At 31.7% G+C, this 21,266-nt stretch carries 16 protein-coding genes and 1 riboswitch; of the genes, 8 read left to right on the forward strand and 8 right to left on the reverse strand.

The window, feature by feature from the left end; all coding sequences use genetic code 11:
* Positions 1 to 60: 60 nt before the first annotated feature.
* Complete coding sequence (locus GXK57_RS02945) at positions 61 to 921, forward strand: DegV family protein (RefSeq protein WP_160671169.1); 861 nt, start codon at positions 61 to 63, stop codon at positions 919 to 921.
* 460 nt (positions 922 to 1,381) lie between these two features.
* On the forward strand, positions 1,382 to 3,112 hold the full coding sequence (locus tag GXK57_RS02950; RefSeq protein WP_160671172.1) for a ferredoxin hydrogenase: 1,731 nt from the start codon (positions 1,382 to 1,384) through the stop codon (positions 3,110 to 3,112).
* A 138-nt stretch (positions 3,113 to 3,250) separates the two neighbouring features.
* Here the strand turns inward: GXK57_RS02950 and dusA are convergent, their stop codons facing one another.
* A complete protein-coding gene (gene dusA / locus GXK57_RS02955) occupies positions 3,251 to 4,276 on the reverse strand; it encodes a tRNA dihydrouridine(20/20a) synthase DusA (protein WP_160671175.1) in 1,026 nt (341 codons plus the stop codon).
* 338 nt (positions 4,277 to 4,614) lie between these two features.
* Positions 4,615 to 5,991, reverse strand: a complete 1,377-nt coding sequence (locus GXK57_RS02960) for a deoxyribodipyrimidine photo-lyase (RefSeq protein WP_160671178.1) — start codon at positions 5,989 to 5,991, stop codon at positions 4,615 to 4,617.
* A 321-nt stretch (positions 5,992 to 6,312) separates the two neighbouring features.
* Positions 6,313 to 6,485: riboswitch (Lysine riboswitch) on the forward strand.
* A gap of 149 nt (positions 6,486 to 6,634) precedes the next feature.
* Here GXK57_RS02960 and GXK57_RS02970 point away from each other — a divergent pair.
* Positions 6,635 to 7,834 (forward strand): aspartate kinase, encoded by a 1,200-nt coding sequence (locus GXK57_RS02970; protein ID WP_160671184.1) that lies wholly within the window; start codon positions 6,635 to 6,637, stop codon positions 7,832 to 7,834.
* Positions 7,835 to 8,147: 313 nt separating this feature from the next.
* Here the strand turns inward: GXK57_RS02970 and GXK57_RS02975 are convergent, their stop codons facing one another.
* Positions 8,148 to 8,828: a DUF554 domain-containing protein gene (locus GXK57_RS02975; protein WP_160671187.1), complete on the reverse strand. Its 681-nt coding sequence runs from the start codon at positions 8,826 to 8,828 to the stop codon at positions 8,148 to 8,150.
* 70 nt (positions 8,829 to 8,898) lie between these two features.
* On the reverse strand, positions 8,899 to 10,011 hold the full coding sequence (locus tag GXK57_RS02980) for a M20 family metallopeptidase (RefSeq protein WP_160671189.1): 1,113 nt from the start codon (positions 10,009 to 10,011) through the stop codon (positions 8,899 to 8,901).
* 198 nt (positions 10,012 to 10,209) lie between these two features.
* On the opposite strand from GXK57_RS02980, the gene GXK57_RS02985 reads away from it, so the two are divergent.
* Positions 10,210 to 11,475: a DL-endopeptidase inhibitor IseA family protein gene (locus tag GXK57_RS02985; protein WP_160671192.1), complete on the forward strand. Its 1,266-nt coding sequence runs from the start codon at positions 10,210 to 10,212 to the stop codon at positions 11,473 to 11,475.
* Between the two features lie 326 nt (positions 11,476 to 11,801).
* Here GXK57_RS02985 and GXK57_RS02990 read toward each other — a convergent pair whose 3' ends face one another.
* Positions 11,802 to 12,449, reverse strand: a complete 648-nt coding sequence (locus GXK57_RS02990; protein ID WP_160671195.1) for a hemolysin III family protein — start codon at positions 12,447 to 12,449, stop codon at positions 11,802 to 11,804.
* Between the two features lie 224 nt (positions 12,450 to 12,673).
* On the opposite strand from GXK57_RS02990, the gene GXK57_RS02995 reads away from it, so the two are divergent.
* Positions 12,674 to 13,261 (forward strand): DUF1836 domain-containing protein, encoded by a 588-nt coding sequence (locus GXK57_RS02995; protein WP_160671198.1) that lies wholly within the window; start codon positions 12,674 to 12,676, stop codon positions 13,259 to 13,261.
* Between the two features lie 14 nt (positions 13,262 to 13,275).
* The gene (locus GXK57_RS03000; protein WP_160671201.1) at positions 13,276 to 13,896 is read left to right on the forward strand and encodes a TrkA C-terminal domain-containing protein; all 621 of its coding nucleotides are present in this window, start codon (positions 13,276 to 13,278) and stop codon (positions 13,894 to 13,896) included.
* A 117-nt stretch (positions 13,897 to 14,013) separates the two neighbouring features.
* Here the strand turns inward: GXK57_RS03000 and GXK57_RS03005 are convergent, their stop codons facing one another.
* Positions 14,014 to 15,588, reverse strand: coding sequence for a glycine betaine ABC transporter substrate-binding protein (locus GXK57_RS03005; protein ID WP_160671204.1), 1,575 nt, complete (start codon positions 15,586 to 15,588; stop codon positions 14,014 to 14,016).
* Between the two features lies 1 nt (position 15,589).
* A complete protein-coding gene (locus GXK57_RS03010; protein WP_160671207.1) occupies positions 15,590 to 16,714 on the reverse strand; it encodes an ABC transporter ATP-binding protein in 1,125 nt (374 codons plus the stop codon).
* Positions 16,715 to 17,072: 358 nt separating this feature from the next.
* Here GXK57_RS03010 and GXK57_RS03015 point away from each other — a divergent pair, with 358 nt between their 5' ends.
* On the forward strand, positions 17,073 to 17,462 hold the full coding sequence (locus GXK57_RS03015; protein WP_160671210.1) for a hypothetical protein: 390 nt from the start codon (positions 17,073 to 17,075) through the stop codon (positions 17,460 to 17,462).
* A 168-nt stretch (positions 17,463 to 17,630) separates the two neighbouring features.
* Here GXK57_RS03015 and GXK57_RS03020 read toward each other — a convergent pair whose 3' ends face one another.
* On the reverse strand, positions 17,631 to 18,125 hold the full coding sequence (locus GXK57_RS03020; protein ID WP_160671212.1) for an HD domain-containing protein: 495 nt from the start codon (positions 18,123 to 18,125) through the stop codon (positions 17,631 to 17,633).
* A gap of 271 nt (positions 18,126 to 18,396) precedes the next feature.
* Between GXK57_RS03020 and adhE the strand changes: the two genes are divergently transcribed.
* Positions 18,397 to 20,997 carry a bifunctional acetaldehyde-CoA/alcohol dehydrogenase gene (gene adhE / locus GXK57_RS03025; RefSeq protein WP_160671215.1) on the forward strand — a complete coding sequence of 867 codons (2,601 nt, stop codon included), beginning with the start codon at positions 18,397 to 18,399 and terminating at the stop codon, positions 20,995 to 20,997.
* The last annotated feature ends 269 nt before the right edge of the window (positions 20,998 to 21,266 follow it).

Below are 21,266 nucleotides of genomic sequence, written 5' to 3' on the forward strand. Positions count from 1 at the left end.
TGTATAAATTTATATAAAAGAGTATAATTTAGTCATAGAAACTTGCTGGAGGTATTAATCTTGAGTATAAAAATAATTACAGATAGCACTTCATATATACCTAATGAATTGATAGAAAAATACGATATTTCTATATGTCCATTAAATGTTATATTTCAAGGACAAAGTTATGATGAGACTACAATGGACAGGACTGCTTTTTATGAAAAGATCATAGTAGCAAGTGATATTCCTACGTCTTCACAGCCTAGCTTAGAGGATTTTTATAAAATATTCGAAAAACAAGTGGTTGCCAATAATTCAATTGTGGGGATATTCTTGTCCTCTGATATGAGCGGTACATATTCTAGTGCAAACCTTGTAAAAGAAATGATATTAGATAAATATCCTGATGCCAAGATAGAAATAGTTGATTCAAAGACTAATTCTATGCAGATGGGGTATGCAGCAATAGCTGCAGCAAGGGCTGCTGAAGAAGGTAAGACCATAGAAGAAGTTTTAGAAGTAGTAGAAAAAATAAAGTCTAGAAGCAGATTTTTATTTGTGCCTAATACCTTAGATTACCTGAAAAAAGGTGGTAGAATAGGTGGGGCATCAGCTTTAATTGGGGCATTTTTACAGATACGTCCTATACTAACAGTGGAGGATGGAAAGACTTCGGTTTTCACTAAGGTTAGAACTAGGAAGAAAGCTATTGATGCAATGATAGAGGCTTTTAAAAATGATATTAATAATAAAGAATTAGGTGAAGTAATAGTTCATCATATAAACTCTGAGGCAGACGGAAAGGAATTAGCTAAAAGGGTAGAGGAAATTGTTAATAGAAAGGTAGAAATAAGTGATATAGGTCCTGTTATAGGTTTGCATGTAGGACCAGGCACTGTAGGAATAGCGTATTATACTAAGAAGCCTCTTAGGTAAAAGCTTTTTAGTTTGTAGTTATCTAAATTGAACATAGCATTTGTATAGGAACTCTCACACTGTATGAGAGTTCTTTTTGCTCTATAAAAATATCCAGAACAGGAATAGTTAAAAAAATAACAATATAATCTTTTAAGAAACTTCCTTTTGCATGGGTTCAACATGATATCTAGTGAAAAAAGCTTTAATTTTTGAGAATTTTGTTTTTTAAACCAAATGATTTAATAAAAATATAGATATTTTTTTGACAAAAAAGAAAAAATATAAAAAAATACTCATGTAAACGGTTTTACATGCGAAAAAAGTTAATTATTTTAAAATATAACATATGATTTTCTTTAACAATCTGATAAAATATAAATGCACATTATGATTTGGATTTATAGAAGGTAAAAAAGCATGGGATAAACCATGCTGCAGTAACAGTTATTCAAATAATATTTTAATCAGAGGTGGAAAAATGAAAAATGTAATTTTAAATGGTAATAGCATTCAAGTCAATGAAGATATGACAATTTTAAGACTTGCTAGAGATAACGGTATAGACATATCAACTCTTTGCTTTTTGAAGGATTGTAACGATGTTGGTAATTGCGGAGTATGTGCTGTTGAAATAGAAGGAAGGGACGAGCTTGCAACTTCTTGTAATACATATGTTGAAGATGGAATGGTGATTACAACTGACTCTGAGAAAGTTCAAAACCATATCAAGGAAAGAGTTTCAACTATGCTTGATAGACATGAATTCAAGTGTGGACCTTGTAAAAGAAGAGAAAACTGTGAATTCTTAAAATTAGTTATAAAGACTAAGGCTAAGGCTTCAAAACCATTTGTGGTTGCAGACAAATCAGAATACGTTGATGACAGAAGTGCTTCACTAGTTATTGACAGAACAAAATGTGTACTTTGTGGTAGATGTGTTGCTAAGTGTGAAAAGAAAACAGGAACAAGCTCAATTAAGTTTGTTGAAAAAGATGGACAAAAAGTTATCGGTAATGAAAGCGGAAAATGCTTTGACGATACAAACTGTTTATTATGTGGACAATGTATCATAGCTTGCCCAGTAGATGCTTTGTCAGAAAAACTTCATATTGATAGAGTAAAAGAAGCTCTAAATGATCCAGAAAAGCACGTTATAGTTGCTATGGCTCCATCGGTAAGAACATCTTTAGGTGAATTATTCAACATGGGATTCGGTGTGGATGTAACTGGAAAAGCTTATACAGCTTTGAGAAACTTAGGCTTTGATAAGATATTTGATATTAACTTTGGAGCTGATATGACTATAATGGAAGAAGCTACAGAATTAATTCAAAGAATAGAAGCTAATGGTCCATTCCCAATGTTTACTTCTTGTTGTCCAGGTTGGGTTAGACAAGCAGAGAACTATTATCCAGAAATGCTTGGAAATCTTTCATCAGCTAAGTCACCACAACAAATATTCGGTACAGCAACTAAGACTTACTACCCAGAACTAACAGGTTTAGATCCTAAAAGCATATTCACTGTAACTGTTATGCCTTGTACTTCAAAAAAGGCTGAAGCTGATAGACCAGAAATGGAAATCAACGGACTTAGACAAATCGATGCTGTTTTAACTGTAAGAGAAATAGCTAAGATGATAAAAGAAGCTAAGATGAACTTCGCAGCTCTTGAAGATGGTATAGCTGATCCTGCAATGGGCGAATATACTGGTGCTGGTACTATATTTGGAGCAACAGGTGGAGTTATGGAAGCGGCATTAAGAACTGCTAAAGAATTTGTTGAAAAGAAAGAACTAGAAAACGTAGATTATGAAGTAGTAAGAGGCTTAAAGGGAATAAAAGAAGCTACAGTAGAGATTGGTGGAAACAACTACAATGTTGCTGTTATCAATGGAGCTGCCAACCTATTTGACTTCATGAATTCAAACAAGATGAAGGAAAAAGAATATCACTTTATCGAAGTTATGGCTTGTGAAGGTGGTTGCGTAAATGGTGGAGGACAACCTCACGTTAATGCTGCTACTTTAGAAAAGGTTGATATAAAGGCAGTAAGAGCATCTGTACTTTACAATCAAGATAAAGATATGAAGAAGAGAAAGTCTCATGAAAATGCTGCATTATTAAAAATGTATGAAACTTACATGGGAACACCAGGTGAAGGAAGAGCTCATAAGTTACTTCATCACAAATATACACCTAAAAAATAGTATTTTAAAGGAGTTTGAGATTTCTCAAACTCCTTTTTAGTACACAAGAAATTATAGTATTCTTTAATATATAGGAGCTATAGTGCTTAACAACAGCTAAGCTAATCATATAAAAATAGTTGTTGGCATAAGCTGAACTTAGATTTCTTTGTCTAAGATATCTTTAGGTAATGAAGATAAAGCTTCTCTAAGGAGTTGACTTTTAAGTCCCTTATAAGGAGTTGAAATTAGTCTTTTCCATTGAGAGCTTCCTGGCATATTTTGAAACAACCCTAGTGTGTGAGTTAATGCTAGGTGTGCATTTTCTTCATTTTTTTCTAAAGTCTCTATATAAGGGATAAAGCTTTCAATGATACTTCTTCTAGTTAATGGTTCAGGAGATTTGCAATCATATAGGGAGTCGAACTCAGCCATGAGGACTGGGTTTGAGTAAGCTTCTCTTCCTATCATAACGCCATCAACATGATTTAAATGTTCTTTAATCTGATCTAAGTTTTTTATACCTCCATTTATTTCTACATTAGCAGTAGGAATATCTTTTTTTAATCTGTATACTAATTCATAATCTAAAGGCGGAATTTCTCTATTCTCCTTTGGGCTTAAACCTTCTAAGATAGCGATTCTAGCATGTATTATATTTCGTACTGGGTTTGCCTTATTTATTATATTTATAAACTCCACAAGCTGATCATAATCTTTGAACTCACCATAAGGCATAAAGGGAGAAGTTACCTTAGAACTACTTATACCTATTCTATGCTTAACAGTAATAGGTTTATTAGTAGCACTTTTCATTGCTGAAAGCATTTCGGAAATTAGATCAGGATAAGCCATTAGGCAGGCTCCCATCATATTTCCTGAAACCCTGTCAGATGGACAACCAGCGTTTAAGTTTATTTCATCATAGTCCCAATCCTCAGCAAGTTTTACAGCGTGATAAAGCTCTTCTGGATTTGATGCAGCAATTTGTAGAGCCAAAGGATTTTCTATGGCATTAAAATCTAAAAGTCTTTTTCGATCACCGTTTATTATAGCTTGAGCCGTTATCATTTCAGTATATAGTAAGGTGTTTTTTGTAAGTAATCTAGCAAAATATCTAAAATGTTTATCAGTTTTATCTACCATTGGCGCAATGCTGATTTTATGTTTAAAGGTATTTGGCATTTGTAAGATCTCCTTAGTGTTTTTATTCTGTGACCTATATGTAATATATATCACTTCAATCAGAAAACTGTTTTTGAAACTTTACTTTCTCTAAAAAGAGAATTTGAAAATATAAAGTCTTATATGAAGTAGGGGATCTACAGAAATGCTACTTCATATTGAAAACTATCACAATAAAGCTTAGTTTGAGTCTTCTAAATTTGTAGTTTCATTCTAAAGATTGAAGAAATATATATTTAGATCAAAAGAAATTTTGAATTTAGTACTCTATCTATAGTCGTATTCAATTAATAATCATTATATATTAGAAATAAAATATAGACAATATAAGTAGAGTTTTAATATTCAAGATTATCTATATTAGACACATATCTATCAATATCAAATTTTCTTTTTAAACCTCCTGCATTCATGTATCTGATTTTACCAAATACTTCTCTTTCTTTCCATGGTCTATCATGTTTTCCAAAGCACCATGCAATACCAGTGTAACCATTAGGGTCTCTGCCATCTAAGCTATATTTATCGTTTAAGTAAATCAGTATGTTGTAAGCTTCTTCAATATCTTTAGTCCATTCTATAATCTTTTTTCCCCAGTACATTCTCATATAACCGTGCATCTTTCCTTTTATAACAAGTTCTTTTTGGGCAGCATTCCAATATGGATCATGAGTATGAAAGCTTTCTAGCTCTTCTAGGGAATAAGTTATTGGTCTAGTATCTTCTTTGTGTAGTTCAAGTGAAAGCTTTGCCCAGTTAGGTATTCCTTCATAGCAATCGTAGCATTGGTTATAGTAGGCATAATTCATGCTTAACTCCCTACGAATAACTAGTTCCTCGATAAAAGAGCTTTTAGCTTCATTGAAGCCTTGCACTTTGTCTATTTTAAGTAATATGTAAAGTGGCGAAATATTACCAAAGTGGAGATAAGGACTCATATTTGAAAGATATTCTTCAGATGGATCATTACGCTTGTCGTTGAAATGTTGCAGCTTATTATCAATAAAATCCTCAAGTATAGCTTTTGCTGAGCTTGTGCCACCTTTATAGAAACCATAATCTTTAACATTTTTATCTATAGGCAAGCTATTCAAAAGATTGGGTATATCCTCTAAATCTATTTCTAGAAATTTATCGCTAATTTCAACATTAAAACCTATAGAACATATTTTAATTGTATTATGAGGTACCTCGAATCTAAATGAATCTAGGTGTATAAAAATCTTTTTTCGTATGGTTGCAGCAGCATATTCTTCTTTATCTGAAACTAGCTCAATGGGTACTATTACATCAGTTTCAATTTGTAGCATTTGACAAGAGATATTCATAGAAACATCAGTTCTAATTTCTCTTTGAAATCTTAAATAGCCTCTATCTGTAATCAAAATAGCACAGTCTTTAGCAAGCTCAATGGCCCCTAAGTTAGGCTGGCATTTTAACATTAAAAACTTTATATTTTCACTTAGCAATTGAGATTTAACCTCTCTTAGACCTGCTAACATAAAACTATAATGTCTGAGATTTGCATTTGGATAGTTTGGAGCAAGACCAAAGTATACAACTAAGGGAAGATTAAGTTCGTTAGCTTTCAAGATAGCGTACTCAAGAGCGTGATTATACTCGGTTCTTTGACTAGCCTGCATCCAATATAATACGTATTTTCCATCAGTAATAGGTTTATCATTTAGTATTTTTATTCTAGAACTTTCAATCATTAAATACTTCCTTTCTTTTAATACTTTTATATAATTATATTGCATAATTATATGGTAATAAAGTTAGTTTTATAATTTATTCACTAAGTACATAAAAGGAATATGTGCAAAAAACTAACTTCAGAAATCTATTTATACTGAAATAGATGTGTATGATAAATAAAGAGTATATTTTTAGTATATATAATCAATATTATAAGATATTGTTGTATATTTATTAATAATTTTTGAATATAGTAGTATATTAATTGAAAAATAATGGTTGAAAAACTTTATATAATATGTTAGCATTAATTGAACTTAATAATGATTTGTTGATATACCTAGGGTAGAGGTGCTGTATGTTAATAGTACTCATGAGTAGCTGGCAAGTGATGATACATGAGGAAAGGAACAACAGCCGAAGAGAATGTAGAGCAAAATATGTTCTCTGGCTATACATATAAGATATGTATAGTTGTCACTTATATAGTAAGTGGAGAGCTACAAGGTGACACGAGATGCGTATTTACAATTGTATTTTTATGCAGCTAAGGTGTACCTTGGCTGCATTTATTTTTTGCAATTTTAAGGAAATACAGTAAAAAGTATGGCAGCAATAAACCTTGGGGACTTATATTTGAAGGGAAAAGGGGGCTTCTAGTTGAAGACAATAGTACAAAAATATGGTGGGAGTTCAGTTGCTACTTCTGAAAAAATACAAAAGGTAGCAGATGCACTTATTAAAAAGAAAAAGGAAGGTAATAATGTGGTTGCTGTAGTATCCGCAATGGGGGACACTACAGATGATTTGATAAATTTAGCCATGGCAGTTAGCTCAAATCCAGATAAAAGAGAGCTTGACGCACTACTTTCCACAGGAGAAATGATATCATCATCTCTTCTAGCAATGTCTCTAAAAAGTAAAGGGTATGACGCTATAAGCTACACTGCTTACCAGATAGGTATAAAAACTTCTGGAATCTATGGAAAGTCATTGATTGATGATATAGATGTGAAAAAAGTTAAAAAGAGCTTACAAGAAGGAAAGATAGTTATAGTAGCAGGCTTTCAAGGCATAAATGAACTTGGTGATATTACTACTCTTGGAAGAGGGGGCTCTGATACTTCTGCAGTAGCATTGGCAGTAAAGTTAGGAGGACAATGTGAAATATATACAGATGTAGATGGTATATATAGCTGCGATCCGAGAAAATTTAAGGAAGCTAAGAAACTTGATTTTATAGATTATGAAGAAATGTTAGAACTTGCAAGCCTTGGGGCTCAGGTTATGCATTCTAGAAGTGTGGAGCTGGCACAAAAGTATGATATTCCTATATATGTAGGATTGAGCTGTAGTGATATTAAAGGAACAGTTATCAAGGGGGTAAAAGATATGAATTTAGAGAGTAAACCAGTAACAGGCTTAGCAACAAGTGATGAGGATGTATCAATAACTATTAAAAACTTATCTTCAAATATTAATATTTTATCGGACTTATTTGAAGCTATAGCTATAAGAAAAATTAACATAGATATGATCTCTCAAACGGCTCCAATGGACCAAAGAGTAAATGTTTCATTTACCATTCCTAAAAATGAAATTAATGAGTGTATGGACATATTAACTGATTTTTCATCAAAAGAAAATATATTAATAGATGAGGACATAACTAAGTTTTCACTTGTTGGATTAGGTATGAAAAACACTACAGGTGTTGCAGCTAGGCTGTTTAAGGTTTTCTCTGAAGCAAACATAGAAGTTAAGATGATAACAACATCTGAGATTAGAATCACTTGTGCTATAAAGCAAGAGCATAAGATTAAGGCTATTGAAATAGCAGCTAAGCATTTTAATTTATAGAATATAAAATACTTATATTTAACGATGATGTACACGTAGCTTAATTCTAATCGTATGCTTTATAAGCGGTAATTTAGCAGTCTTATTGATCAATAAGATTGTAAGGATACAAGTTAGTATAAAATAAAAATCATGCATAGAGTATATGCATGATTTTTATTTTATAGTTTTATGTGGTTATATGGATGTACTACTTTGTAATAAAATTGATATCTTCAAAATATCCTCTCAGAAACCATAGAAGTTTTGAGAATTGATTTTGGATTGAAGCGGTACATCTTATAGCATATAAATAATAACTGTTGTGACTATTTTAACAGAAGAGGCTATAGATGATTGGTACAATTATTGCAGGAAGCAGGTTTGCTACCTTTATCTTAGTTATACCAAGCATATTAAAACTTAAGCCTATTATTAGCAAACTCCCTACAGCTGTCATATTATTAATTACTGCTGTAGTTAAGGCTCCTTGAAGCAAGCTTGCCAACATTGTTATAGAACCTTGATATAGCAATACTGCAAAAGCTGATAAAACAACACCAATACCTAATGAAGATGCAAAAACTATAGCAGAAATTCCGTCTAAAATAGATTTGTTGAACAGAACAGTGTGATTACCTTGAAGTCCGCTCTGTAATGAACCAACTATAGCCATTGCACCAACACAGAATAATAAAGATGAAGTTACAAATCCTTCGGCAATAGGTGAATTTTTTGTGATTTTATTAAATTTTTGTTCAACGAAAATACCAAAGCGATTTAATAAATTATCAATGTCTACAAGTTCACCAATCAATGCACCAGCAGCTATAGATATTATTATTAATAATGGATTGTCTCCTTTTAAAGTTCCAGAAATACCAATATACAATACACATAGTGCAAGGCCATTCATGATTGTTTTACTTATCTTTTCAGGTATTCCACCTTTTAATAGCAATCCTAAAACACTTCCAGCAATTATAGCCCCAAAGTTAACTAAAGTACCTAGCAAGACTTTTCCCCCTAACGTATTCGATAAAATAAGATGTTCTTAAGAATAATACTACTTTAGCTTTGCAGTATTATGAGTTAATTACATAGTTTACTAAAGTGTAGATTCCGTAATACAAAGCTTCTAAGGAGCCATCAAAATCTGGTGAGTGAAGTGGCAATTCTCCTTTTTCTCCATCTGATATGCCTAACCTAAAATGCACTGATGGAACTTCCTCACAGTAAAATGAGAAATCTTCAGCAGTGAAGGTTTTCTCCAATGGCTTTACATGGCTTTCTCCTAAGAGATTCTTTGTTATAGCAACAAATTTTTCTGTAAGGGCTTTATCGCTTATAACAGGTGGATAATAAACGTTATAATGTGTTGCCACTGTACAGTTATGCTTTTTGGCTATAACTTCAGCTTCTGATAAGAGCTGTTCCTGAAGCTTCTTTTTGAAGTTCATATCAAAAGTTCTTACAGTACCTTTAACTACTGCTTGTTCTGCTATAACATTACCAACAGTACCGCACTGAAGGGTAGTGAAGGTAAGTATATGTGGATTAAGAGGATTATTTTCTATTTTTGTCTTTATAGTCATTGTGTTAATAAAATCCATTGCTGGATATAAAGGGTTTACGCATACATAAGGCATTGCTGCGTGGCCGCCTTTACCTTTAAAAGTTATTATAAAATCATCTACTGAAGCCATTGACGGACCAGGAGATACTTCTATGGTTCCAACTGGCACACTAGGCCAAACGTGAAAACCTATCATCTCTGTTACTTCAGGATTTTTTAGCACTCCTTCTTCAATCATTACTTTTGCCCCGCCTATTGCTTCTTCTGCTGGTTGAAATAAAAACTTTACGGTCTTGTTTATGCCTAATTTCTTTAAAACAAGTGCAGCCCCCAAAACTGTCGACATATGAAAGTCATGACCACAAGAATGTCGAGGACCATTTACATTTATAGCATCAATATCGGTTCTTATACCGATAGCCTTAGAATCATTTCCTAGCAATGCAACTAAGCCGGTTTTTGCAATTTTCTTAGGTTCATATCCCATAGAGTCTAGTAAAGTTATAAGCAATTCTTGAGTTTTGTACTCTTCAAAAGAAAGCTCTGGTATGGCATGTAGTTTATGCCACATTTCTTTTACTTCATCTATATTTTCATCTATTACTTTTTTTATATAATCCATAAAAACTATCCTCATTTCCGTATAAATTTTTGTATTTATTATAAGGATATGAAAATTAAAGACTTATGTCAATTAAATAAACTAAACTAATTAAATCCACTTTAAATTGAGATTTATTACTATGGGAATAAATGTTCTGTTATGATATAATTTTATAGTTGAAAAAAGTAAAAGTACAGTAAAGGTAGGAGAGAAAACGTGGCTAAAAAATTTAGTATAATGATTGTTTCAACTTTAGTAATTGCTTTGTTGGTATCAGGATGTAGTAGTACTGCTAATAAAGGCAAGGATACAAAAGAAGAAGCCTTTAAACAAGTGAGTGCATTGTATGATGAAAAAAAATATTCTGATGCTATCTCAAAATATGCTGAATACATCTCATTAGGAGGAGATGAAAAATTCAGTAAATTAGATGAACTTATGATTAATTTTATTAAAGATAAATACTCAAAAGGGAAAAACTGGACAAGTATTCAAGAGATGAACAAAGATGGTTATGCCTTTGGCGATCTTGACAACGATAAAATACCTGAAATATATAAGTTAGATGTTAAATCTAACGATGATAATAAAGCAAGTATCAAGATATATAAATATGAGAAAGATCAATATAAGGATGTAAGCTCAAAATATGCGCCATCAAATAGAATATTCCCAGGTGAGCTTTCTGTAAGCAAGATAAATGAAAATACCTATGGACTAATAAGTAATGCTATGGTTCTCAAAGATTCAAATATAGATGTATATATTATGGACAAGGAAAAGCTTTCTAGACTTATCAACAGTACCGTAGCCGGTATGAATAAATTTGCTCAGGATATTGATGGGGATGGTATATTAGAAATACCTCAACTAAATAATTCTGACAAATTGAGTTGGTATAAGTTTGATAAGGATTTAAAGGTATCAGTAGTTAAAGAAGAAAAGATAAAGGTTGCATCAGAAGTAAAAGTCCAAGAAAAACCTAAGGCTGATGATTCAACTAAAAAACCTACTGAAGTGAAAAATAATTCAATTAGCAATGATATAAAGGCGCCTAAAGATGAAGATATACTAAATTTATTTTCTGTTGGAAGAAACTTTGAAGCTAGTAGGTTGCTAGAAGATGGAGATAGTAGTCAAACTGTTTCACCAGATGGTATCAGTTATGCTATCATGAAAAATCAAAGTGTAAATATTGATAATGAGACAAAAGCCTTCTCACAATATTTTTCAAAGGACTTTATTAACAGCCATGTGAAAAATTTCTTTAAAGTAATTGATAGCAAGAAATATGTTCTTTGTGGAGATGGGTTAAATACATTGGAGAAGTTTACAAGGGTTATAAGTAGTACTGAGGATGGTAATAAAATCAATGCTAGAATCGAGTATGTAGATGCTGATGTAACTGACGTTTGTAATGTCGAGTTAGTTTATGAAGATAATAGCTGGAAGATAAATGATGGAAGTCTTCTTATAAAATAAAATGTTTTTAATTTGCCTCTGTTAAAGTACTGTTTTGAAATTAAGTGTTCAGTCATCCGATGATTAGATGAGCTTGCGAAAAGAATTAATATGATTTCGGCGTATTCCATGGCTAAAACTGTAGACTCACTACGTTCGAACATACAGTTTTATTCTTTATTTAACCATTCATTTTTTATAAATCGTATGTATATTAATCTCAACAATATTATTAAACATAGACAAGAATAAAATATTAACGGAAAAAATATACTTATAGAAAAAATCACTAATGAAAGTTCATTAGTGATTTTTTCTATAAAAACATACAAATTTTTATTAATTCTTTATAAAATGTAAGCATAAATTAAATAGAAATGGCTTAAACTTCCTAATAGTACGAAAACATGAAACAATTCATGAAATCCGAATTTAGACGAAATATTAGGTGATTTTAAAGCATAAATTACTCCGCCTATAGTATATAGTAATCCACCTATTAGAAGCCAAATGAAGCCAGGCATCAGTAATGCTCTGTAAAGAGGTCCGCTAAAAGTTAAAGCTAACCATCCCATTATTATATAAAAGGCTGTATATAACCAGCGAGGGGAATTGAACCAAAATATCTTTAATGCAATTCCAGCTATGGCTAAAGTCCACACAGTTGACAATACAAAAGTCTTTAAAAATCCGTCTAGAACCCCAATGCATATAGGGGTATAGGTTCCTGCAATAAGTATGAATATCATTGAGTGATCTACTTTGCGTAATAATAACAGTTTGTTGTCAGAAGTTCTTGCCCAATGATATATAGAACTGGCGCTATACAAGAAAATTAGTGACAGTCCAAATATTATGGATCCTATAAGCTTACCAGGTAAAGAGCCATCAACTACTATTACCTTTTCAATCATAAATATCAGCCCTATAAGTGAAGCAATAGCTCCTAATACATGAGTTAAACTGTTGACAGGCTCTCTTATATACTTTGTCATAACATCAGCTCCTATGAATAAAATATGTAGTTAACTTAACTACTTGTTGTTGTAATTATATTATACGATATCATATAATGGCTTTGCAATAGTTATTATGGATCATTCTCCTATATTTATTCATGCTAACTATAAAATGCTTGAATAAACTAATATTTTCTATTAATATTAAAATAAGTAGTTTTAAGAACTACTTATTGTGCATGCAAATGATGGAGGAGAATATGGATAAAGAGAACTTACAATTTGACTTAGATATATTAAAAGAAATTTTTGATGATTTACATTTTGATAAAGAAATACAACCTGAACAGATACCAAAACTAGATTTATACATGGATCAAGTTATAACATTATTTGAAAGTAATTTGTTTGAGACAAAGAGAAGTAGTGAGAATAAGTTACTTACGAAAACAATGATAAACAACTATACAAAAGATAAACTATTAATGCCTGCAAAGAAAAAGAAATATACTAGAGAACATATAATACTAATGATTATAATATATAATTTAAAGCAAAGCTTGGCTATTAATGATATCAAAAGTATGCTTAAACCCATAGTAGATAGCATTGAGAATGAAACTGGAGACGAAGTATCTTTAGATATATTATACAATAAATACCTTTTGATAAAGAATAATAATTCAGAAGAGATTAAGTCTTCAGCAGAGCAAAAACTTAAAGAAGTAAAGGATGAAGAGGGGGATGTACTACTATACATACTTTCTATAATTGATATGGCAAATGGCTATAGGAAAATAGCTGAGAAATTAATTGATCATTATTTTGTAAGCAATTCTGACAATTAACAAAGGGGTACAGCATGGAAAACAATATTATAATACCTGTATATCAAAAGATAGCTATAGATATAGCAAATAAAATAAACTCTGGAAAGTTAGCAGTTGGGGAAAGATTATTCGGTAGATCTATTTTAGCTAGTGAATACAATGTTTCTCCAGAAACAATAAGAAGAGCTATAAAGTTACTGGAAGATGTTGATATAGTTGAATCTACCAAAGGTAGTGGAGTATTAATTATCTCTAGAGAAAATGCGTTCAAGTATATTAGTAGATTTTCTAACATGGAATCTGTGAAAGACTTGAAGATAAAGATTAATAATATAATAGAAGAAAAAAGAAAACTAGATACTATATTGATAGATTCAATAAATAAGATAGAAGAGTACTCATCAAAATTAAAAGATAGTAATCCAATGGTGCCAATAGAGGTTGAAGTACCTGATGACTGTTCACATATAGGAAAAACTATATCAGAGTTAAAGTTTTGGCAAAATACAGGAGGAACAGTAGTTGGTATAAAGAGAAATGGTAGTATAGTTATATCGCCAGGTCCGTATGCATTGATTACGAAGGATGATATACTCCTTGTGATTGGTGATGAAAATATAATGGAGAGAGTAGGAAAGTTTTTAAGAGACTAGTATTACATTATAAAGTAGATCTTTTTAATACTACTATAATATAGAAGGTTATAGCTGAAAAACATATGTAATTGAAATTCAATCAATTACATATGTTTTTGTTTTATGAAATTATATTTAATTATTTATTAAACCTTGATCAATTAAAAACTGTTTTGCAACATCATCGGGAGACTGGTTCAATTTATCTACTTTATAGTTTAAGCCTCTCATGGTCTCATCATTTAATTTGCCAGCCAGTGAATCTAAAAGCTTATTAAGTTCAGGGTGCTTATCTAATGTATCCTGCCTTACTAGTGGTGCAGCATAATATGGCGGGAAAAAGGCCTTGTCGTCTTTAAGAACCTTAAGATCAAAAGATTTTATTAAGCCATCTGTAGAGAAAGCATCTATAACATCTGAATTTCCACTGTTAAGAGCGGTGTATCTCAGCCCGCCATCTACAGGTTTTACAGATTTAAAGTTCATATTGTATGTCTTTACCAGACCTAACAAACCATCTTCTCTGTTTGAGAATTCTATTGTAGGGCCAAGTGTTAACTTATCACTTACTTTTGCCAAGTCTGAAAAGGTTTCTAAATTGTACTGCTTTGCCAATCCTTTAGTAACCGCTAGGGTATAAGTATTATTAAAACCTAATGGCTTTAGCCAGTTTATAGCATATTTTTCTTTAAAAGTTTTTTTTACAATATCGTAGGCTTTATCAGAATTATTGGATAAAGGTTCTTTTAATATATCTATAAGCCCTGTACCAGTGTATTCAACATATAAATCAAGATCTCCTGATTTTAATGCACCAAAAGCTACTTGAGTACCACCTAGGTTTAATTTCCTATTTACCTTCAAATCAGTTTTTTCTTCTATTAAATCTGCATACATATTTCCAAGTATAAGCTGTTCTGTAAAGTTTTTAGAGCCAATAGTAATACTTTTAGATTTCATATGATAATTATAGCCTATAGCTGAGCTTAAAATTAATATAACTATTAGTATACTAGAAAATTTAAATAATTTAGAGTTATAGAATCTTTTTTTCTGTTGAGCTGATTTATATTTCTTAACTTTATTGTTTTTATAAGATAAAAGTTTCTCTAGTTTACCAAATATAAAATCTATCGCTAAGGCTAAGATACAAGCTGGTATTGCACCTGATAGAATCATATTATTGTCAACAGTTTGTATTCCTGAAAATACTAAGTAACCTAATCCGCCAGCACCGATGAAAGCAGCAATGGTCATAAGTCCTACTGCGGTAACAGCAGAAATTCTTACACCAGCCATTATTACTGGAAGGGCAAGAGGTAGTTGTACCTTATTCAATATTTGGCGTTTTGTGAGCCCTATCCCCATAGCAGCTTCTATAAGATCAGGATCTATATTGGTTAGTCCTGTATGGGTATTTTTTATAATAGGCAACAGTGAATATAGCACTACCATTATTATTGCGGGCTTGCTTCCTATACCTACAAAAGGAATTAAAAATCCCAGAAGTGCTAAAGAAGGAATAGCTTGAACGATATTTGCTAACCCTATTATAGGCTTTGATAAGTTTTTAGATTTTGATACTAATATACCTAAAGGAACTCCAATTACTATTGCTACTAAAACTGCAAAGACAGTTAAATATAAATGTTGAAATAATAATTGAAAAATATCACTTTTTCGATTACTTATAAAATTTAGAAAATTCATATTAGAAACTCACCTCCAAATCTATTAGATGAGCACTTATTGTAGAGAGGATACTTGTCCTCGTAATCAATCCCTTAAGTCTATTTTCTGAATCAACCACTGGAGCGTAACCTATTTTTTGCTCGTTCATCAGTGTCAAAACTTCTATAAGGTTTGTTTCCTCATCAATTTTTGTTATATCTTTAATCATTAAATCTTCTATAAAAGCTGACCGATTTTCTAGCTTTAACTGTTTTAATGTTATGAGTCCGATAAGTTCATTATTTTTATTTGTGACAAGAATGCTGTCAACTTTGTTCGATTTCATAATTTCAACGGCTTGTAGTACTGTTCTTTTAGGTGTTGTTTTTATAGGATCTGTTATCATTATATCTTTCGCTTTTATAAATGAGGGACTATTCCAAATCCTATTTTTGCCTATAAAATCTTCAACATAGTCGCTTGATGGTTTTTTTAGTATATTTTCTGGAGTATCATATTGAGCTATCTTGCCATTTTCTAATATACATATCCGACTACCCAATTTTATAGCTTCATCCATATCATGAGTAACAAAAACAATTGTTTTCTTTAATTCTTGCTGCATTTGAAATAATTCTTCTTGAAGTGAGTTCCTAGTTATCGGATCAAGTGCACTAAAAGGTTCATCCATCAATATAATATCTGCATTTGTTGCTAGTGCTCTTACAACACCAACCCTTTGTTTTTGCCCACCGCTTAATTCTTCCGGGAATCTATCGAGATATTCAATAGGATTCAATCCAACCATAGATAATAGATTCTTACAGTTATTAGATATAGATTCTAAACTTTCACCCTTTAATATAGGGATAAGTTCTATATTTTCTTTAACAGTCATATGTGGAAATAATCCTGTGTTTTGTATTACATAACCTATATTTCTTCTAAGTTCAATAGTGTCAATTGTAGAAATAGCTTTATTGTTAATTAATATTTCACCCGAAGTTGGGGTGTTTAACTTGTTAATCATCTTTAGTAGTGTAGTTTTACCACAACCACTTGGACCTATTAAAACTACAAACTCACCATCGTCTATAGATAAATTAAAATTATCTATTACTTTTTTATTATTAAACTGTTTTGATATATTCTTAAATTCAATCATCAATTAACCTCCTTGTTTTATAAGTAACAACTTTATGATAACATATAAGTTGTTACTTTGCAAATTTGTATAATATCTTTTTTTATAGCTTAGCTGTTATAAAAAATTGTCTCTGTAGATTGGATAATACTTGTAAATAAGTGAAAGTCACTATATGTTAACATCTTATAAAAGATATTAGCTGTGAAGCAAATTATATTGTTTTATGTTCTAAGTTGTAATTAATTAATAGAATTCATTTACTTTCTTGAGCATACATTTAAAATATAGAGAAAAGAAAGGGGGAACTTTAACTAAGCATACATAAATCTATAGGCTAATAAATCCTTAGAGTTTATAAAAGTTTAGTAGAGATAATATGGGAGATATAGAAAAACAAGAATTTTATAAGCATATGACCTTTGCATGCAGAAAAAATGTAGCTAGTCTTATAAAGGCTTTAGGTCCTGCAGAGAATATGAAAAAAGTTAGAACTGTAATGTACCCTTCTATAATAATTATAGGGTTACTTAAGTTGTATGTGGATTTTAAAGATTATACTAATATGTTATTTGTTCCAATAATGGTATTATTAGGTATTGAAATAGTAGAGAAACTCACTGCGCCAGCTATAAATAGAGTGGAAGCTATAAGAAAAGCAATTATTGCAAATTTAAACGGTGGTAGTTTTAACTGTGAAGGTAAGTGCGAATGCGATCAAATGTTTCAAGAGTTCATGTTGGACAAGTATAATATAAAGCTATTCTAAAAGGCTAAAGAGATTAAATTACGTATCTACTAAAAGTACTGTTTTGAAATTCAGTGGTTAATCATCAATGATTTAATTCAACATGAAATCTATTTTTAAAAGCTCCTCTGTGTTCTGAGAGGAGCCTTTTAAAATGCAGATTTTATTCTTCAGTCATTTATATTAAATCTAGAATTTATATATAGAATTTAACAATTGCTTACCAGTATTCGTTTTGAATATTTTTGATTCTATAGTATATATATTTTCCATAGGAATTTCGTCCTCATATATATTTACTAGGAAATCGGCCTCTATGAGAATCTGAAAGTCTAATCCGTCTATTTTATCATAGCTATGATGATTTCCAATAAGATAGCAAATTCTATCAATAGTTTCTTCAGGTATATCAAAATCCATCAAAATACTTCTTGCTATAGGAGGCCCCTCTATTTCTTGGTACTTTCCGTTTGAAGAATTATATTTCTCTTCACTTACTTTTATTCCTATATCATGCAATATAGAGGAGATCTCTACAATAAAAAGTTTATCAATATCTATGTATTCCAATTCACCAATAAGTTTGGCAAAGGAATGCACCTTTAAGGCATGATTTATTCTTTTGATGTCTCCATTGAAATATTTAATCATATTACTTGTAATCTTAGAAGTTATTGCTTTCATAGAAGCCCCCTTTATTTAGAAGTTTTTAGTATACAAGAACATTATAATATTAAGCCTTTAGAAAATATATATAAATATAATTAATATAGTTAGGAAACCTATAACTATGAATTCAGCTTATAAATATACTGATAATAAGATGGAATATTATTAGGCATACGTTGAGAATAATACGCTTATATAAGGCTTTAATATTAATAAGCGTATGTATTGTTTTTAAACACAGTCAACAAGAATTATGTTGTATTTTTGAAAGGAGGAAAATTATCGTATGAAGGTAACTAATTCAGAGGAGTTAATGCAAAGAATAGAACAGGTAAGAGAAGCTCAAAGAACTTTTGCTTCTTATAGTCAGGAAAAGGTGGACGAAATTTTTAGGCAAGCAGCTATGGCTGCTAATAATGCAAGAATAGCTCTAGCAAAATTGGCAGCAGAAGAAACTGGTATGGGTGTAGTTGAGGATAAGGTAATTAAGAATCACTTTGCTTCAGAGTATATATACAATAAATATAAAAATGATAAAACCTGTGGCCTTCTAGATTATGATGAAGCATTTGGTATAGCAAGAGTGGCGGAGCCTATTGGTGTGGTGGCTGCAATAATACCTACTACCAATCCAACTTCAACTGCGATTTTTAAGGCTCTAATATCCCTAAAGACAAGGAATGGAATAATATTTTCTCCTCATCCTAGAGCTAAGGCATCAACGATTGCTGCTGCTAAAATTGTGCTAGATGCTGCAGTTAAGGCTGGAGCACCAGAAAATATTATAGGATGGATTGATGAGCCATCAGTAGAGCTTTCACAAATGGTTATGAGAGAAGCCGATATAATACTTGCCACTGGGGGACCAGCGATGGTAAAGGCTGCTTATTCTTCAGGAAAACCAGCCATAGGTGTAGGGTCAGGAAATACACCAGTAATAATTGATGAGACTGCTCATATTAAAATGGCAGTAAGCTCTATATTGCTTTCAAAAACCTTTGATAATGGTATGATTTGTGCATCTGAGCAAGCCTTAGTTGTATTAAAAGAAATTTATGATGAGGTGAAAAAGGAGCTTTATGATAGAGGGGCTTATATCTTAAATGAAGAGGAAACAGAGAAGGTAAGAAAAGTAATACTTAATGATAAAGGTGGTTTGAATTCAGATATTGTTGGCCAGTCTGCACATAAAATTGCAGAGCTTGCAGGTGTTGAAGTGCCAAAGCACTCTAAAGTTTTAGTTGGAGAAGTTGAATCTGTTGAGTTAGAGGAACCATTTTCACATGAAAAATTATCTCCAGTACTAGCCATGTATAAAGCTGAAAACTTTGAAGACGCTTTGGTAAAAGCTTCAAGGTTAGTAGAACTTGGAGGTTTTGGTCATACTTCAGTATTGTATACAGACCAGACAAGAAGTGCTGATAGAATTACAAGCTTTGGGAATATGATGAAGACTGCAAGAACAATAGTAAATATGCCAGCATCTCAAGGTGCCATAGGAGATATATACAATTTCAAGCTAGCGCCATCTTTAACATTAGGTTGTGGTTCATGGGGAGGAAATTCAGTGTCAGAAAATGTTGGCCCTAAACACTTACTAAATATCAAGAATGTGGCTGAGAGGAGAGAAAATATGCTTTGGTTCAGGGTGCCGGAGAAGATATATTTTAAGTATGGATCTCTTGCTGTAGCATTAAGGGAATTAGTTGATATGGGTAAGAAGAGAGCCTTTATAGTTACGGATAAGGTTCTATATGATTTAGGTTATGCTGATATGGCTATAAAAGTTTTAGAGGAAGGTCATGTTGATTTTAGAGTGTTCTATGACGTAGAGCCGGATCCAACACTAGCAACTGCCAAGAACGGTGCAGAACAGATGGATAAATTTAAACCAGATGTAATTATAGCTTTAGGTGGTGGATCACCTATGGATTGTGCTAAGATTATGTGGGTGATGTATGAGCATCCAGATGTAAGATTTGAAGATTTAGCTATGAGGTTTATGGATATAAGAAAGAGAGTTTATAAGTTCCCTGAGTTAGGTCGTAAGGCTATGATGGTATCAATACCTACATCTGCAGGAACTGGATCGGAGGTAACTCCTTTTGCAGTAATTACAGATGAAAAGACAGGAATAAAATATCCATTAGCAGATTATGAGTTAACTCCAGGAATGGCAATAATTGATGCCGAGCTTATGATGAATATGCCAAAGAGTTTAACTGCTGCATCTGGAATTGATGCCTTAACTCATGCTATAGAAGCTTATGTATCAGTTTTAGCTTCAGAGTATACAAACGGCTTAGCTTTAGAGGCTATTAGACTTATATTTAAATATTTGCCACTGGCTTATGAAGAAGGTACTACAAATATAAAGGCTAGAGAGAAGATGGCTCATGCGGCTACAATAGCTGGAATGGCTTTTGCAAATGCATTCTTAGGAGTTTGTCACTCAATGGCACATAAGTTAGGTTCAATGCATCACGTACCTCATGGAGTTGCAAATGCATTACTAATAAATGAAACAATAAAATTTAATGCAGTGGATGATCCAAGAAAACAGACTGCATTTCCGCAATATAGATATCCTAATGCTAAGTGGAGATACAGTGTAATAGCTGATTACTTAAGGCTTGGTGGAAATTCAGAAGAAGAAAAAATCCATAACTTAATTAAGGCTATAGATGACCTTAAAGCTAGAGTGGGAATGCCAAAAACAATATCAGAATGGGGCGTTTCTAAAGAAAAGTTCTATGCTACTTTAGATGAAATGGTTGAGCAGGCTTTTGATGACCAATGTACAGGAGCAAACCCAAGATATCCTCTTATGGGCGAAATAAGACAAATGTATATAAATGCATTCGAAGGTACTGACAAAGAGATCTAAATATGAGAAAAGATATAAAACTTAATAAATAGGTACTTTAATATATTGCAAAAAAGCAATAAAATGAAAGCCATAATCACAAAAATGATAATGGCTTTTCTTGCTTTGCTAGATAATAATATCTAATGTGAATTTTTATATAGCTATAGAGTTATTAACTAAACTATTAATTTACATATGCTAGAAGGTGCCAAAAGCTAGTAATTTTCAACAAGTATAAATCAAGTTTCAGTATAGGAACATTTTAATATCTACTTCGTGATAGAACT

The organism is Clostridium sp. C8-1-8 (genome assembly GCF_009928445.1).
Taxonomy (GTDB): Bacteria; Bacillota; Clostridia; order Clostridiales; family Clostridiaceae; genus Clostridium_AR.

Coding starts and splice junctions, on each gene's coding strand:
- GXK57_RS03000 (WP_160671201.1), top strand. CDS start 13,276: ATGGAAAACAATATTATAATACCTGTATATCAAAAGATAGCTATAGAT.
- GXK57_RS03005 (WP_160671204.1), bottom strand. CDS start 15,588: ATGAATTTTCTAAATTTTATAAGTAATCGAAAAAGTGATATTTTTCAA.
- GXK57_RS03015 (WP_160671210.1), top strand. CDS start 17,073: ATGGGAGATATAGAAAAACAAGAATTTTATAAGCATATGACCTTTGCA.
- GXK57_RS02980 (WP_160671189.1), bottom strand. CDS start 10,011: ATGGATTATATAAAAAAAGTAATAGATGAAAATATAGATGAAGTAAAA.
- GXK57_RS03010 (WP_160671207.1), bottom strand. CDS start 16,714: ATGATTGAATTTAAGAATATATCAAAACAGTTTAATAATAAAAAAGTA.
- GXK57_RS02995 (WP_160671198.1), top strand. CDS start 12,674: ATGGATAAAGAGAACTTACAATTTGACTTAGATATATTAAAAGAAATT.
- GXK57_RS02990 (WP_160671195.1), bottom strand. CDS start 12,449: ATGACAAAGTATATAAGAGAGCCTGTCAACAGTTTAACTCATGTATTA.
- GXK57_RS02950 (WP_160671172.1), top strand. CDS start 1,382: ATGAAAAATGTAATTTTAAATGGTAATAGCATTCAAGTCAATGAAGAT.
- GXK57_RS03020 (WP_160671212.1), bottom strand. CDS start 18,125: ATGAAAGCAATAACTTCTAAGATTACAAGTAATATGATTAAATATTTC.
- dusA (WP_160671175.1), bottom strand. CDS start 4,276: ATGCCAAATACCTTTAAACATAAAATCAGCATTGCGCCAATGGTAGAT.
- adhE (WP_160671215.1), top strand. CDS start 18,397: ATGAAGGTAACTAATTCAGAGGAGTTAATGCAAAGAATAGAACAGGTA.
- GXK57_RS02960 (WP_160671178.1), bottom strand. CDS start 5,991: ATGATTGAAAGTTCTAGAATAAAAATACTAAATGATAAACCTATTACT.